This window comes from Pollutimonas nitritireducens (genome assembly GCF_002849615.1).
Taxonomy (GTDB): domain Bacteria; phylum Pseudomonadota; class Gammaproteobacteria; order Burkholderiales; family Burkholderiaceae_B; genus Pollutimonas; species Pollutimonas nitritireducens.
The window spans coordinates 176404-192614 of record NZ_PDNV01000009.1; the positions used below are offsets into that span (position 1 = coordinate 176404).

At 58.4% G+C, this 16211-nt stretch carries 14 protein-coding genes; 8 read left to right on the forward strand and 6 right to left on the reverse strand.

The window, feature by feature from the left end:
• Position 1: 1 nt before the first annotated feature.
• Positions 2–901 (reverse strand): LysR substrate-binding domain-containing protein, encoded by a 900-nt coding sequence (locus CR155_RS15105; protein WP_102070863.1) that lies wholly within the window; start codon positions 899–901, stop codon positions 2–4.
• 141 nt (positions 902–1042) lie between these two features.
• Between CR155_RS15105 and CR155_RS15110 the strand changes: the two genes are divergently transcribed.
• Both CR155_RS15110 and CR155_RS15115 read left to right on the forward strand, forming a co-directional pair.
• Positions 1043–2740, forward strand: a complete 1698-nt coding sequence (locus CR155_RS15110; protein WP_102070864.1) for a thiamine pyrophosphate-binding protein — start codon at positions 1043–1045, stop codon at positions 2738–2740.
• A 74-nt stretch (positions 2741–2814) separates the two neighbouring features.
• Positions 2815–4008, forward strand: coding sequence for an acyl-CoA dehydrogenase (locus CR155_RS15115; protein ID WP_102070865.1), 1194 nt, complete (start codon positions 2815–2817; stop codon positions 4006–4008).
• On the opposite strand, the gene CR155_RS15120 is transcribed toward CR155_RS15115, so the two are convergent.
• The 5 genes from CR155_RS15120 to CR155_RS15140 all read right to left on the reverse strand — a co-directional run bounded on the left by CR155_RS15120 (position 4005) and on the right by CR155_RS15140 (position 9993).
• Entirely contained in the window at positions 4005–4445 is a 441-nt protein-coding gene (locus tag CR155_RS15120; protein WP_102070866.1) for a MaoC family dehydratase, read from the reverse strand. The two genes, CR155_RS15115 and CR155_RS15120, sit on opposite strands and share 4 nt — an antisense overlap.
• 84 nt (positions 4446–4529) lie before the next feature.
• Positions 4530–5795, reverse strand: a complete 1266-nt coding sequence (gene boxA / locus CR155_RS15125; protein WP_102070867.1) for a benzoyl-CoA 2,3-epoxidase subunit BoxA — start codon at positions 5793–5795, stop codon at positions 4530–4532.
• Positions 5796–5831: 36 nt separating this feature from the next.
• Positions 5832–7259: a benzoyl-CoA 2,3-epoxidase subunit BoxB gene (gene boxB, locus CR155_RS15130; protein WP_102070868.1), complete on the reverse strand. Its 1428-nt coding sequence runs from the start codon at positions 7257–7259 to the stop codon at positions 5832–5834.
• A gap of 47 nt (positions 7260–7306) precedes the next feature.
• On the reverse strand, positions 7307–8965 hold the full coding sequence (gene boxC / locus CR155_RS15135; RefSeq protein WP_102070869.1) for a 2,3-epoxybenzoyl-CoA dihydrolase: 1659 nt from the start codon (positions 8963–8965) through the stop codon (positions 7307–7309).
• Positions 8966–9102: 137 nt separating this feature from the next.
• The gene (locus tag CR155_RS15140; protein ID WP_233214353.1) at positions 9103–9993 is read right to left on the reverse strand and encodes a helix-turn-helix transcriptional regulator; all 891 of its coding nucleotides are present in this window, start codon (positions 9991–9993) and stop codon (positions 9103–9105) included.
• A gap of 193 nt (positions 9994–10186) precedes the next feature.
• Between CR155_RS15140 and CR155_RS15145 the strand changes: the two genes are divergently transcribed.
• The 6 genes from CR155_RS15145 (at position 10187) to CR155_RS15170 (ending at position 16209) form a co-directional block, all read left to right on the forward strand.
• Complete coding sequence (locus CR155_RS15145; RefSeq protein ID WP_102070871.1) at positions 10187–10657, forward strand: 4-hydroxylaminobenzoate lyase; 471 nt, start codon at positions 10187–10189, stop codon at positions 10655–10657.
• Between the two features lie 48 nt (positions 10658–10705).
• Entirely contained in the window at positions 10706–12259 is a 1554-nt protein-coding gene (locus CR155_RS15150) for a benzoate-CoA ligase family protein (RefSeq protein WP_102070872.1), read from the forward strand.
• Positions 12260–12263: 4 nt separating this feature from the next.
• Positions 12264–13088 carry an alpha/beta fold hydrolase gene (locus CR155_RS15155; protein ID WP_102070873.1) on the forward strand — a complete coding sequence of 275 codons (825 nt, stop codon included), beginning with the start codon at positions 12264–12266 and terminating at the stop codon, positions 13086–13088.
• A 64-nt stretch (positions 13089–13152) separates the two neighbouring features.
• Positions 13153–14310: an ABC transporter substrate-binding protein gene (locus tag CR155_RS15160; RefSeq protein WP_102070874.1), complete on the forward strand. Its 1158-nt coding sequence runs from the start codon at positions 13153–13155 to the stop codon at positions 14308–14310.
• A gap of 21 nt (positions 14311–14331) precedes the next feature.
• Positions 14332–15213: a branched-chain amino acid ABC transporter permease gene (locus CR155_RS15165; protein ID WP_102070875.1), complete on the forward strand. Its 882-nt coding sequence runs from the start codon at positions 14332–14334 to the stop codon at positions 15211–15213.
• Between the two features lie 3 nt (positions 15214–15216).
• Positions 15217–16209 carry a branched-chain amino acid ABC transporter permease gene (locus CR155_RS15170; protein WP_199171779.1) on the forward strand — a complete coding sequence of 331 codons (993 nt, stop codon included), beginning with the start codon at positions 15217–15219 and terminating at the stop codon, positions 16207–16209.
• Positions 16210–16211: the final 2 nt, after the last annotated feature.

Below are 16211 nucleotides of genomic sequence, written 5' to 3' on the forward strand. Positions count from 1 at the left end.
GCTATCCTCGATTTGCTTCAGTAATACCAGCCAACCAGGCCTCCAGCGCCAGCAAGGCCTCGCTGGGTTCGCTCGAGACAGGATAGCTGAAGAAATAAGCCTCGCGCACGCTGAGCACTCCCTGGACCGGAGTTAGAAGTTGTCCCGCATCCAGTTCCGCTTGAACCAGAAAACGTGGCACAAGCGCCACGCCCATTCCTGCTTTGACAGCGGCCAGGGTCATGGTGAAAAGCTCATACCGCGGGCCGGCGCTGATGGACGGTACATACTCCTTCTGCTGCGCCTGATACCAGTGGCGCCAGGCGTCGGGACGCGAAGACATGTGCAGATGGGTCAGGTCCGCCATGGATCCGCCGGCCGCGTCGATCGCCTTCAGCATCCCGGGTGTGCAGACTGGCAGTAGTTCGCCTTCGTCGAACAATTTGATGCCGACAGTCTGCGGCCATATTTGCTCGGCATGATAGATGGCGGCGTCGAAAGGATGATCATTGAATTGGAAAGGCAGGGTACGCACAGACAGGCTTACCGAGATGTCGCCATGCCTGCGTTGAAATTCCGGCAGTCGAGGTACGAGCCAGGTCGTGGCCAAGGTCGGCAGCACCGCCACGTGCAAACTGCGTCCCATGCCGGTACGCGACATCAGCCCCAGCGTATCCTTTTCCAGTTGTTCCAGGTGATGTCGTACGCGTGCGGCGTATTCCGCACCTGCCGCAGTGACCGCAACGCGACGCCGTACGCGTGTCAGCAACTGAACGCCCAGGCGCTCCTCCAGGCCGGTGACCTGTCGATAAACCGCGCTGTGCGTCAGCGAAAGCTCCTCCGCGGCACGCGAAAACGAGGATAGCCTGGCGGTGGCCTCGAAAGCCTGCAGGGCGCCTAAATTGGGAATTCCTTTTCTCATCAACCTTTCCTGTGGCAATTCGAGCGGCAGCGTAGAATTGACCGTTACGACTTCGCTCAACGATGTCTTGCATAATAGGCAAGACATTGTGCAATTTTATCAATTGCGTTGTGCCCTCAACGCACATTATCCTAATCCTCTATGAAAGCAAGCTCACACTCCCAACTTCGTTCCCGCCTGGGCGGCCACATCCTTGTCGACCAGCTTACCGCGCAAGGCGTCAAGCATGTCTTTTGCGTGCCCGGCGAAAGCTATCTGGCCGTCCTCGATGGCCTGCACGACGCCTCCATACAGGTCACCGTATGCCGCCAGGAAGGTGGTGCGGCCATGATGGCGGACGCTCATGGCAAGCTTACCGGCGAGCCCGGCATCTGCATGGTAACGCGCGGCCCAGGTGCGTCCAACGCACTGGCCGGCGTTCATATCGCGTCGCAGGACTCCACCCCCATGATCCTGTTCGTGGGCCAGATCGAACGCGGCATGCGCGAGCGCGAAGCTTTCCAGGAAATGGATTACCGCGCTGTATTCGGTACGCAAGCAAAATGGGTAACGGAAATCGACCAGGTCGAACGCATACCGGAAATCATCTCGCGCGCGTTCCATGTGGCCACCTCGGGGCGGCCCGGCCCTGTCGTTATCGCCCTGCCCGAAGACATGCTGATCGAGTACGCGCAAGTGCACGACGCACCGCACTACGAAGTCATCGACAGTGCGCCGACCGCCAAACAAATGGAAGCCCTTGCGCAGCAATTGGCCAAAGCGCAGCGGCCGGTCGCCATACTGGGCGGCACGCGCTGGGACCAGGTGGCCGTCGACCAGTTCGCCGAGTTTGCCGAACGTTATCAGCTTCCGGTGGCGGTGCAGTTCCGCCGCCAGATGCTCTGCTCGGTCGACCACCCTTGCTTCATTGGCGACGTGGGCTTGGGCAGTAATCCGGACATGATGAACTACATCAAGGAATCCGATCTAGTCTTGTTGGTGGGCGGCCGCATGTCCGAAATCGCCAGCCAAAGCTATACGCTTTTTGATATTCCCGTACCGGCCCAGACACTGGTGCACGTCTATCCCGACGCGAGCGAACTGAACCGCGTTTACCGCGCAAGCCTTGCTATCAATGTATCGCCGGCGTCTTTTGCCCAGGCGGTCACGGCCCTGCGCCCCCAGCAATCGGCTCCATGGTCGGCGGAACTGGAACGCATGCGCGCCAGCTACCTTGCCTGGACAGACCCACAAAAAATCACGCACCCAGGCGCTTTGCAAATGGGCAAGGTGATGTCGTATCTGCGTTCTACGCTGCCCGAGGACGCCATCATGTGCAATGGCGCGGGCAACTACGCCACCTGGCTGCATCGCTTCCATCAGTTCAAGCGCTTCGGCACGCAACTGGCTCCGACATCGGGCTCCATGGGCTATGGGCTGCCCGCCGCCGTGGGCGCCAAACGTATCGATCCTTCCAAGACCGTGGTCTGTTTCGCTGGCGACGGTTGTTTCATGATGCACGGTCAGGAATTCGCAACCGCTGTCCAATATCAGTTGCCCATTATCGTAATTCTTATTGACAACGGCATGTATGGCACCATCCGCATGCACCAGGAGCGACACTATCCTGCGCGCCTGTCGGCCACCTCGTTGCAGAACCCCGATTTCGCCGCCTATGCCGAGGCCTTCGGCGGACACGGCGAACGTGTGGAAACGACCGAACAATTTGCCTCCGCCTTCGAACGCGCGGTCGCCAGCCGGAAGCCGGCCATCCTGCATTGCCTGATCGATCCTGAAACCATCTCGCCTTCCACGACACTGGAAAAAATTCGTCAGCAGGCGCAAGCAGCCCAGGCCTGATCCATTGCCCCGGTTTGCGTGACGGCTGCCGGGGCGCTCTCTTATATTTCAACCTATCTGACCCGGAGCCCACTATGTCGGCAGCCCCCTCTTTTCATTGGCAAGACCCCTTACTACTGGACGCACAGTTAACTGAAGAAGAACGCATGGTGCGCGACGCAGCGCAGGCGTATTCACAAGATAAACTGGCCACCCGCGTGCTCGAAGCCTTTCGTCATGAAAAAACCGATCCCGCGATTTTCGCCGAGATGGGCGAACTCGGGCTATTGGGCGCCACCATACCGGAAGAATACGGCGGTGCCGGCCTGAACTATGTCAGCTATGGACTTATCGCGCGCGAAGTCGAACGCGTCGACTCGGGCTATCGCTCGATGATGAGCGTGCAATCCTCGTTGGTCATGGTGCCCATCAATGAGTTTGGCAGCGAGGAACAGAAGCGCAAGTACCTGCCCAAGCTTGCCCGCGGCGAATGGATAGGCTGCTTCGGCCTGACCGAACCCAACCATGGCTCCGATCCCGGCAGCATGGAGACGCGTGCAGTCAAGACAGCCGATGGCTACAAGCTTAGCGGCAGCAAAATGTGGATCACCAACTCACCGATTGCCGACGTTTTTGTTGTCTGGGCCAAAGTGGTCGGCGGTGACGACGACGGCAAAATCCGCGGTTTCATCCTGGACAAGGGCATGAAGGGCCTGTCGGCTCCGGTCATACATGGCAAGGTCGGTTTGCGCGCTTCGATTACCGGCGAAATCGTCATGGACGAAGTCGAAATCGGCGCCGAGCAGATGATGCCCGGCGTGAGCGGCCTGCGCGGCCCGTTCACTTGCCTGAACTCCGCCCGCTTTGGCATTGCCTGGGGCGCATTGGGTGCTGCTGAAGCCTGCTGGCATACGGCCCGCCAATACACCATGGACCGCAAGCAATTTGGCCGTCCATTGGCTGCCAACCAGCTCATCCAGAAGAAGCTGGCCGATATGCAGACGGATATCACCATGGCCCTGCAAGGCTGCCTGCGTCTGGGCCGCATGAAAGACGAAGGCACTGCCGCCGTGGAAATCACGTCCATGATGAAACGCAATTCCTGCGGCAAGGCGCTAGATATTGCGCGCCTGGCCCGCGACATGCTGGGTGGCAATGGCATTTCAGACGAGTTCGGTGTGGCACGCCACCTGGTGAATCTGGAAGTGGTCAATACCTATGAAGGCACGCACGATGTGCATGCCTTGATATTAGGCCGCGCCCAAACTGGTCTGCAAGCGTTCTTCTAGGACGACTCAAGTTCGAACAAGCTCGTTGCTTCCACATCGAGCACTTGTTCGTCGCGCTGGTTGAATACTCTCCATGACCAGCGCATGATGCCCAGGTCGTCGCGACTCGAAGACTGGCGCACCGAGTCCACTGTTGCCTCAAGGCGCAGGGCATCGCCTGCGCGCACTGGCAGCAGCCAACGCAGCCTTTCCAGCCCCGGCGAACCGAACGATTCTGAGTCGTACAAGGCGGCGTCCACGGCCATACGCATGGCCAGGCTGCACGTGAGCCAGCCACTTGCTATCAGGCCGCCCCACCGACCGTCTTTGGCCCGTTCGAGATCGGTGTGGAACCACTGTGGATCGTATGATTTGGCAAAATCGAGCATTTCCTGCTCGTTGACCACGACGGGCGGGTGCTTGATGACCATTCCGACTTTGAATTCATTAAATTTCATGGCAAATGGAACAACCTCATAGACCGGTAAGGAGCCCGCAATTTTACCTGCATTAGCGTTGCCTGCACCAATTAGTACGCCGCGTCAGTACGTTTCGACATGGAGTCGGCCCTGGGCCTTCAATTTGGCATGTACTTCGGGCCACTCCTGCCCTGCCAGTCCGATGGCCGCGTCCAGGGCATGCAGCACGCCCTCTTCCATCCCCTTGAGTCCGCAGATGAAAACGCAGGTGTTCTCATTATCGAGCAGCCTGGCCACGTCGACCGCGCGCTCGCGGATCAAGTCCTGGACGTAACGCTTCGGCTGCGACGGCTCCCGCGACAAGGCAAGGTTGATGTCGATGAAGTCCGCAGGAAGGTTCATCAGGGGACCAAAATAAGGCAACTCGCGTTGCGTACGGGCCCCGAAAAAAAGCATCAGCCTGCCATTGAACGCCTTTTCCTTGAGCTGCCGCCGGCAGCGCTCAGTCATGGCCCTCATGGGCGCTGAGCCGGTGCCGGTACAGATCATGATGAGGTTGGCTTCGGGGTGATTGGGCATCAGGAACGTGCTTCCAAATGGCCCAATAACCTGGACAGTATCGTTCTTCTTCAAGTCGCAAAGGTAATTGGAGCAAACGCCCGGGACGACGTTGCCCGCGCTGTCGGTCATGACGCGCTTGACGGTCAGGGACAGGTTGTTATAACGCGGGCGTTCGCCATCGCGTGGACTGGCAATTGAATACTGCCGCGCATGAAACGCCCGGCCGCTACTATCGGTACCCGGTGGGAATATGGCGATGGACTGGCCTTCGAGAACCGGAAATGGCGCCGCACCGAAGTCCAGCACGATATGCCGGATGTCGCTTTCAGTGTCTTCATCCGTTACGCGGTAGTTGCCGACGACCGTCGCTGTGACGGGATTCTTGTGGGTATACAAATTGACCTGCGGCTGGGCCGCGGACCAGGGCGGGACACTGGACCCCGCCCCCGTGGACGGCACCCCATCCAGGCCGGAATCTTCGGACAGGATGCCTGCGGCCGCCGCGGCACCGGCCGCCGCAGCACGGGCCGCCGCAGCAGCGGACACGCTTCCATCCGCTTCCAGCTGCGCACCTGACTCTTCCTGCGGAGGTGGGAGTACTTCCCAATTTAGCTGCTCCTCGAGCGTATGAGGGCTGCCGGCCAGTACGCTCAGCCAGTTGTCGATTGCGCCGGTCGGGCATGGCGGAACGCATGCCATGCAGTGATTGCAGATGGCAGCATCGACCACATAATTATTGGAATCATGGGTAATGGCATCGATGGGACAGGTTTCTTCGCAGGTGTTGCAGCGGATGCAGACCTCGGGGTCAATAAGATGCTGTTTCATGACTCTCGTGCGTAACGGTACAAGCCTGGCCGCGCTTCAGTTGAAGCGGACATATTCGAAGTTGATAGGCTGGCGATTGACGCCAATAACAGGCGGCGCGATCCAGTTAGCGAACTTTCCGGGTTCGACCACGCGACCCATCAGCGACGAAACGAATTCGCGGTCGTCGGGTGTTGCCAACCACTTGTGTTCGTGCAGCTTCCATTGCTCCTCGCTCAATACCATGCCCTCCGGTGACACGCGTATCCCTGCAAGCGTTCCGATGCGACGGTTGAAAGCCTTGTGAGGCACCGTCAGGCGGAAGGCAATACCATTCTTTTCAAGCACCTTGTTCCAGCGTCCTACACCCGCCATGGAATCCTTGATGAAGTCGTCACGCAAGACTTCATTCAATGCATTGAGCATTGGCACTTCGGTATCGCGCAGCTCGCCGTTCACCACTTCGAGCACACGATAGGTATCGTTCTTGAGCTGGTGGTCGTCGGCCCGCTTGCCTTCTTCGTAACGGCCTTTCAGGCCCGAACTATAGAAAATGGCAGCGTTCGAGGACTGGTCGGCGCCGAACAGGTCGATAGTGACGCTGTAATGGAAGTTCAGGTAGCGCTGGATCGTAGGCAGATCGACGACCCCGGCGGCGCGAAGGACGGCGGGATCCTCGGTTTTCAACTGGTTCATTACTTCGGCCGTACGTTGCAAGACGCGCGAGACCCCGGATTCGCCCACGAACATGTGGTGTGCTTCCTCGGTCAGCATGAATTTCGTGGTCCTGGCCAGGGGATCGAAACTGGACTCAGCCAAGGCGCACAATTGGAACTTGCCATCGCGGTCGGTAAAGTAGGTGAACATGTAGAAAGCCAGCCAGTCGGGCGTCTTCTCGTTGAATGCGCCAAGAATGCGTGGGCTGTCCTGGTCGCCGGAATTGCGCTGCAGCAAGGCGTCGGCTTCCTCGCGGCCATCGCGGCCAAAATAGCGGTGCAGCAAGTACACCATCGCCCATAGATGGCGGCCTTCTTCGACATTCACCTGAAAGAGGTTGCGCAAGTCGTATTGCGAAGGCGCAGTCAGGCCCAGGTGGCGTTGCTGCTCGACCGATGCGGGTTCAGTATCGCCCTGCGTGACGATGATGCGCCGCAGATTGGCGCGGTGTTCGCCTGGTGCTTCCTGCCACACATCGCGGCCGATGTTCTCGCCGAAATGGACTTTCCTGTTGCCATCCTGCGGGGCAAGGAATATGCCCCATCGGTAATCGGGCATTTTTACATGATCGAAATTCGCCCAGCCGTCGGGCTGGACACTGACCGCTGTACGGAGGTAGACATCGAAATTCTGCGATGCCTCCGGCCCCATTTCGCGCCACCACTGCAGATAATTAGGCTGCCAATGTTCCAGGGCGCGCTGCAACGTGCGATCTCCGGACAGGTTGACGTTATTCGGGATTTTTTCGGAATAATTGATACCTGACATGTCCTTGCTCCTTGGGGATTGTTCTGGCGTTATGAGTATGCGGGACGTTAAACGCGATTCCAGTCGAAACTGGCTTGCTCGCCCTTGCCGTACAGCTTCAATGCGCCCTTGTCTCCGGCGGCATTGGGGCGGTTGAAGATCCAGTTCTGCCACGCGGTCAGTCGGCCGAATATACGGGTCTCCATGGTTTCGATACCGCAAAAGCGCAGGTTGGCCTCCAGGCCTGTCAGCGCATCGGGTGACAACGCCCTGCGCTCCTCCAGCGCGATCCGGATTTCATCGTCCCAGTCCATGCTGTCGAGTGAAAAGGTGACCAGGCCCAGGGACTGGGCCTTCCCTGCGGTAATCAGGCTTTCCAGAGTGGCACGGGCGGCTTCGACAGGTTCCGTTTCTTCGTGGAAGCGCCGGTCGATACGGCTCTGGCCAGTCACCATCGGATAGTGGCCAAAATTCAGGCCGGTCAGTGCAATGTGTACCGGTTTCCCAGCGTCCGGATCGTCCAGCATGTACGAACGATCGCAGGCCAACGCGAGCTCGAACAGAGTACCTACAAAGCAGGAGCCCTCTTCGATCAGCGCGAACAGCGAACGCGATGTGACATCCAAGCGCGCCAGCGTGCGTCGCAACATGCCGATTGTTTCGCGCACCAGCCAGTGGTCCGCCAGGCGCTGCAGAGTATCGTCGACGGCGAGCACCAGGGCCGGATCGCCGCGGGTTTTGAAGATCCAGGTACCGATATCGAGCTCGTTGGCACGCATGTGCAAAATGGCGTCATCAAGCTCGCGGGCCATTTGCAGGGGCCACCAGGCGGCGCCCTGATCCTGGATTGCGTCGATATCCTGGGCAACGACACTTTGCGGCGCGCGGACGGTCCAGGTGGCCAGGCGCTTTTCCCTATCGATTTGGACGTGCACGTATTCGTACTCGACGTCGTTATCGGACACCATCCGCTTCAATGGCGTAAGGCTTACGCCGCGCGCATCGCGGGGACGATCGCTTTTCGCGGCCAGCTGGCCCGCACGGCTCTTCACGTGTTCGGCAAACTGGGCTGGCTTGATGACGTCATCGACAAGTCGCCAGTCCTTGGCCCGCTGACCGCGCACGCCCTCGACTAGCGTGCAGAAAATATCGGCATAGTCGTGACGCACCTTGCGCTTGTCGGTAACGCGGGTAAGTCCGCCGGTGCCCGGCAGCACGCCAAGCAGCGGCACTTCGGGCAGGGCCACCGCAGATGAACGGTCGTCGATAAGCAGTATCTCGTCGCAAGCCAGCGCCAGCTCGTAGCCGCCGCCCGCACAAGCCCCATTCAGGCCAGCCACGAACTTCAGGCCGCTATGCCTGCTGGAATCCTCGATACCGTTGCGGGTCTCGTTGGTGAACTTGCAGAAGTTCACCTTCCAGGCATGCGTCGATAGGCCCAGCATGAAAATATTGGCACCTGAACAAAAGATACGGTCTTTCAGGCTGGTGACGACCACCGTGCGTACTTCGGGATGCTCAAAGCGAATGCGCTGCAGCGCATCGTGCAGTTCAATATCGACCCCAAGGTCGTAGGAATTCAACTTGAGCTTGTAGCCGGGACGAATGCCGCCGTCTTCCGAGACGTCCATGGCAAGCGTCGCGATCTCGCCATCAAACGTCAAGACCCAATGCTTGTACTGGGAAGGGTCGGTACGAAAATCAACAAGAGTGCTGGCTTCGGTCATGAGTTAGGTTCCTGGGCTCTGAAGCTGAAAGATAATGCTTACCATGCAATGATTCATGCATAATATTGCACTGAAAGCACAGTGTCAACGCAACATGCATAACAATGCATACTCGTTTTTCCCTATTTGCTCATCCCTCAGTACGGCATCCCCGCCAGCCGGCGAACATGCTCACGCAACCCTTTAAGGCATTCCTCCAGGGTTACCTGGGTCGTGGAACATACCCAGTCGGCCTTGGAATAGAACGCTTCGCGGCTGGCCAGGATGCGCTTCAGGTCGGCCATCGCTTCATTGTTGCCCGCCATAGGGCGGAAGTCGCCCTGCGCCATGACGCGCTGCATATGTTCTTCGGGCGTTGCCTTGATCCAGATCGTGTAGCAATGCGCCAACATCAGATTCATGGTGGCCGGCTCGGACACCAGGCCACCTGGTGTTGCAAGCACCATTTCCGGATAAAGCTGCAGAGCTTCCTCCAGCGCACGTCTTTCATATCGACGATAGGCCATAGGCCCGTACAGGCTATGGATTTCCAGAATGCCGCAGCCGGCGACGCGTTCGATCTCGGCGCTGAGCTCGACGAAGGGATAACCGATATCGGCTGCCAGCAGACGACCCAGCGTGGATTTACCGGCTCCGCGAAGTCCGATCAGTGCGATCTGCTGAAGCTTGTTCCTGTTTCCAGGCCCATGATTTTCCGCAAAGAGTTCCGCAAGCGTTTCCCGAGCCCGCTGGAGTTCCTGTTCTGATCTCTTTTCCAGCAGTTCGCGTATGAGCAGCCATTCGGGGCTGGCGGTGGTCACGTCGCCAACGAGTTCCGCCATGGTGCAATGAAAGGCATGCGCGATTTGCCGCAACACCAGCACAGAGACGTTGCCAACCCCGAGCTCGAGATTGGCCAAGTGACGTTCAGAGACGCCCGTGGCGTTGGCAAGCTCTTTGCGGGTCAGTCCACGAATGGCACGCATGCGGCGCACTCGTTCGCCGAGCGATGACAAATAAGGGTCGACTCCAGAGGAGGAGTCCAGCAGGGCGACGGCTGCTTTCCGGTCTAATGCTTTCTTTTTCACCCAGAATAACCCTAAGCTGATGGTTAACATGCATTATAGTGCTTGACTTGCCAGAACAAAAGCCCTAATTTTCATCCTGAGACACAGAAGTTGATGCAAATCAAAACAACAGGACCGGCGCGGCATTGGCCACCTAGTAAAGAAAGGATTTTCCATGAGCAGCATCGAAGCATTCCGGCAATTGATCCAGACCGTCACCAGCGAGATCGGCGGCCGGCCGCTCAATGCATCGTTGCAATATTCGCTGGAGCAGACATTTCCCTACGAAGGCGAAGTGTGCCAATCCATAGTCCGTGCCTGCAAGCAGGGCATAGAAGACGGTTGGATGTGCAAGCATGAGCACGGGGGCATACGTTACGGAAGGATCATCAAGCCGGCGGAGGATTTGAGCGGTTATTCAGTGGACGTCGTGGAGATGAATGACATCGCCGGGCCCGAACATTGCCATCCGGAAGGCGAAATAGACCTCATCATGCCGCTGGATGCCGAAGCACGTTTCGACGGCCGGCCGGCGGGCTGGCTTGTCTATGGGCCGCAGACCGTGCACAGTCCTTCTGTCAGTGCCGGACGCGCGCTGGTGCTTTATCTGCTTCCTCAAGGGAAGATCACGTTCACTCAATCCTGAACGCCAGGACGGCTACCGCACACACAATAATTACGCTGGAGACAACTCATGCATGCCTGTCCCGTCGAGATGAATTATGCAGGCCATCTCATCCAAAGCAACGCACACCTGGCCGATAAAACAGCCTACATCGACGACAGACGAACGCTGAGCTATGGAGAGCTGGCGAACAGGATCCAGCAATTCGCCGGGCTGTTGCGCAATCTGGGCATACGCCGCGAAGAGCGCATCCTGGTGTTGATGCATGACACGATAGACTGGCCCGTTGCCTTTCTTGGTGCTCTGTACGCCGGCGTCGTGCCCGTTGCCGTCAACACCTTGCTTACGGCGGACGACTACGCCTATATGCTCCAGCACAGTCGCAGCCAGGCCGTCTTCGTCTCGAATGCGCTGTTGCCTGTCATACAACAGGGAATGAGCCAGGGCACACACGACGTCAAGCATATCGTCGTGTCGCAGGCCGAGCAGACGCTGCCCAGCCCATGCCTGGACCTGCATGCCCTGATGACGGCGGCACAACCGGTGGAGCCGGCCTGTCCTACGCTTTCCGACGAGATCGCATTCTGGCTCTACTCGTCGGGCTCCACAGGCCAGCCCAAAGGCGTGGTGCACACTCACGCCAATTTGTGGCATACCGCCGAGCTCTATGGCAAGCCCATACTCGGCATACAGGAAAATGACGTCGTATTTTCAGCCGCCAAACTGTTTTTCGCCTACGGCCTGGGCAACGCACTGACCTTCCCACTGTCGGTCGGCGCAACGACCATCCTGATGGCGGAACGCCCCACGCCGGATGCCGTCTTTCAGCGTTTGACGAGGCATAGCCCCACGATCTTCTGCGGCGTACCGACGCTATACGCCAGCATGCTGGCTTCCGCCTCATTGCCCACGCGGGAGCAGGTGGCGCTACGCATCTGCGCCTCGGCGGGCGAGGCATTGCCCCGCGATCTGGGCCTGCGTTTCCAACAGCATTTTGCTTGCGATATCCTGGACGGCATAGGCTCGACGGAGATGCTGCATATTTTTCTGTCCAATCAGCCCGGACAAATCCACTATGGCACAACCGGCAAGCCGGTGCCCGGCTATGAAGTCGATCTGCGCGACGAGCACGGCCAGTCGGTCCCCGCAGGCGCCATAGGAGACCTGTATATCAAAGGCCCCAGTTCGGCACTCATGTACTGGAACAATCGTCCCAAGTCGCTGGAGACCTTCCAGGGCGCCTGGATCAAGAGCGGTGATAAATATGTGTACGATGCCGAAGGGTATTACACCTACGCGGGGCGCAGCGATGACATGATCAAGGTCAGTGGCCAGTATGTATCGCCGATTGAAGTCGAAAACATGCTTATCCAGCATGAATGCGTCCTGGAAGCCGCCGTCATCGGCGTACTCGACAACGATGGCCTGACCAAGACGCTTGCATATGTCGTATTGCGCGAAGGCCGCACAGGCGACCCGGACACCGCACACGCGCTGCAGGCTTATATAAAACAACACCTGGCGCCTTTCAAGTATCCTCGCACCATACATTTCATCGACGATCTGCCCAAAACCGCGACCGGGAAGATCCAGCGCTTCCGCTTAAGGCAACTGAATAAATAGCACCATGAAACAAGAATCTTCCAGCCTTCAGCCCAACCTTGTCCCTGTACACGCCCTTGGACGCGACCTGCTCATCGAATGCCAATGGTTGGGTTTGGACAGGGCCGGCAAGGACTTGGTGGTTTTCCTGCATGAAGGTCTGGGCTCGGCGTCGATGTGGAAAGACTGGCCTGAACAAGTGTGCGATGCCCTGGACTGCCGCGGCCTGGTTTTCTCGCGCTATGGATATGGGCTGAGCACACCACGCCCTCATGATGAAAAGTGGCCGGTCAGCTTCATGCACACGCAGGCGCAGGACGTCTTACCGGCCTTGTTCGAAGCACTGGCACTGGAGCACGAACGCCCCATTCTGTTCGGGCACAGCGACGGAGGCTCTATCGCCTTATTGTATGCCGCGATGTATCCCGGGCGGGTCAAGGCGATAGCCGTGGCTGCCCCGCACATTTTCGTTGAAGACGTCACCATATCCAATATCGAGAACGCACGCGAGGCCTACCTGAACACCGACCTGCCGCGCAAACTGGGGCGATATCACCAGGATCCGGATTCTGCATTCTGGGGCTGGAACGATATCTGGCTGAATCCCGATTTCCGAGCCTGGTCGATCCGGGAATACCTGGGCAAGGTCCGGTGTCCCGTGCTTGCCATTCAGGGTGAGGACGACGAGTACGGATCGCTGGAACAGATCTTCGGCATACAGGCCGTCGCAACCCAGACCGAATTGTGTATTCTTCCTCGCTGCGGCCATTCTCCGCATCGCGATCAACCAACCGCCGTGATTCAGACCTTGACGACGTTTGTCGCACACCTGGACTCCTGCATCAACTGAATCACCGTTCACTCGCGCAACGCGCACCATGCTGTAATTTATATAAAAACCAAGGAGCAGACATATGAAACAAGTATTGACCGGCACCGCCCTGGCTGCAGTGCTCGCTCTCGGATCCGGCAATGCGCTGGCCAGTGTCAAGGTGGGCTTCATGCTTCCTTATAGCGGCACCTACGCCGCCCTGGGCCAGGCCATCGAAAACGGTTTCAAGCTTTACGTGCAGGAACAAGGCGGCAAGCTTGCTGGCCAGGACCTCGAATACTTCCAGGTCGATGACGAATCGAATCCGTCCAAGGCGCCCGATAATGCCAACCGCCTGATCAAGCGCGACCAGGTCGATATTCTGGTCGGCACCGTGCACTCCGGCGTCGCCATGGCCCTGGCAAAGGCCGCCAAAGACTCCGATACCACGCTCATCATTCCGAATGCCGGCGCCGATACGATTACCGGCCCCCTCTGCAGCAAGAATATTTTCCGGACCTCGTTCTCCAACTGGCAACCGTCCTACGCCATGGGTCCGGTAGCTGTCGAAAAAGGCTACAAGACCGCGGTGACCGTCACATGGAATTACGCGGCCGGTAAGGAAGCCATTGCGGGATTCAAGGAATCGTTCGAGAAACAAGGTGGCAAGGTAATCAAGGAATTGACCTTGCCCTTCCCCAACGTAGAGTTCCAGCCTTTGCTCACTGAAGTCGCTTCGCTCAAGCCGGACGCGGTCTTCACGTTTTTTGCCGGCGGCGGAGCAGTGAAATTCGTCCAGGACTATGCCGCCTCGGGCCTGGGCAAGTCGGTGGCCCTGCTCAGCAGCGGGTTCATGACCGACGGCACATTGAAGGCGCAGGGCGAAGCTGCCCAGGGCCTGTTCACCACCCTGCATTATGCAGACGGCCTGAACACGCCGCGTGACAATGCCTTCCGGGCCAACTACTCCAAGTCCTATCCCGCCATGCAACCCGATGTCTATGCGGTGCAGGGCTATGATGCCGCCCAGTTGCTGGGTGCCGGACTGAAAGCCGTCAATGGCGATGTATCGAAAAAAGAAGATATGCGCAGCGCCATGAGCGCCGCCACCATCGATAGCCCGCGCGGGCCGTTCACCCTATCCAAGGCAGGCAATCCTATCCAGGACATCTACCTGCGCCAGGTCAAGGGTGAACAAAACCTGAGCCAGGGCGTGGCCATCAAGGCGCTGGCCGACCCGGCTCGGGGCTGTCGCCTGTAATCGCAGTACCAAGGAGCTTTTGTGGACCCCGCCATCTTTCTGATCCAGTGCCTGAATGCGGTGCAATATGGGCTTTTGTTGTTTCTTGTTGCCAGCGGCCTGACACTGATCTTTGGCATCATGGGCATCATCAATCTTGCCCATGGCAGCTTTTATATGGTCGGGGCCTACATGGCCTTTGCCCTGGAACCGCTCATAGCCCAGCATCTGGGTGGCGGCTTCCTTGTTACTGTCCTGTTCTGCGTGATCGCCGCGGCCATTCTGGGCTACTTTCTCGAGTGGGCGTTCTTCAGCTTCCTGTATTACCGGGATCACTTGCAACAGGTCCTGATGACCTATGGCCTGATCCTGGTTTTCGAAGAGCTGCGCAGCATAGCCGTGGGCAATGACGTCCATGGCGTGCCCGTGCCTTCCTGGCTGTCAGGCTCCATCGCCCTTGGCGATGTCATGACCTACCCGCTATACCGGCTCTTCATATCGGCCGTCTGTTTACTGGTGGCCGGCCTGCTCTACTGGGTCCTGACGCATACGCGCCTGGGCATGATGATACGGGCAGGGGCCAGCAACCGGGAAATGATCAGCTCGCTGGGCATAGACATCAACGGTCTGTACCGTATCGTATTCGCCATCGGCGTCGCCTTGGCGGCACTTGCGGGCGCCATCGCCGCGCCTGTTTCATCTGTATACCCCGGGATGGGAAACAGCGTTCTTATCATCTGCTTCGTGGTCGTGGTGATCGGCGGAATCGGCTCCATCAAAGGCGCTTTTCTTGCCGCCATGCTGGTAGGTTTTGTCGACACGTTCGGACAGGTATTCTTCCCGGGCATCGCCGGAGTCCTGGTTTATGTCCTGATGGCCGCCATTCTTCTGTTCAAGCCCGAAGGGCTCTTCCGACAAGGCTGATTCATGTTTACTTTACGCGCCTTGTTCATCGTCGCCCTGCTGGTGGTGGTTGGTGTATTGCCGCTGGTGCTTGGCGACTACTACATCAGCCTCGCCATCAAGATCATGATCTTCGCGATCTTCGCACTGAGCCTGCAATTGCTGGTGGGCGGCGTCGGCTTGGTCAGCCTGGGCCATGCGGCCTTCTTTGGCATTGCGGCCTATGCGACGACACTGTTTTCACCTGAGTCGGGGCCGGGCAATTTGTTCATCCTGTTGCCGGCCGCCATGCTGTGCGCACTGGTCTACGCCCTGGTAACCGGAGCGCTCGCCCTGCGAACCAAGGGTGTGTATTTCATCATGGTGACACTGGCCTTCTCGCAAATGGCTTACTACGTCTTTCATGACACCGACATCGGCGGAGGCAGCGACGGTATCTATCTGTACTTCCGTCCTGAGCTGCGCCTGGGGGACATGCTGCTCCTGAATATCGACAGTCCTTACAGCTTCTATTTGTTCACCCTTGGCTGCCTGTTGGTCAGCTGGATTTTCCTCGCCGTATTGATGCGCTCGCGATTCGGCGCGGCACTGGCAGGTATCCGTGTCAATGAGCAGCGCATGCGCAGCGCGGGTTACTCAACCTTCAACTACAAACTGGTTGCGTACGCGCTGGCCGGCGCCATGGCCGGAATCAGCGGACTGCTCTATGCGGCCAAAGACGGTTTCGTGAATCCGGAACTGCTGGCGTGGGAACAGTCGGGCCTGGTATTGCTCATGGTCATCCTGGGAGGCAGCACCCGATTGTGGGGAGCCGTGCTAGGCGCCACCGGACTGACACTGCTTCAAGAGGCCTTTCAGTCGCAGGCGCTATTCGGCGATTGGTCCAGCCATTGGCATCTTACTTTCGGCCTGAGCATTATTGCCTTGGTTGCGCTGATGCCCAACGGTCTCATCGGTATCTCGGCCCAGTGGCGCGGCAAGCGCGCCGCCGCCCGACCGGCCCCATCGCAAGGATAGTC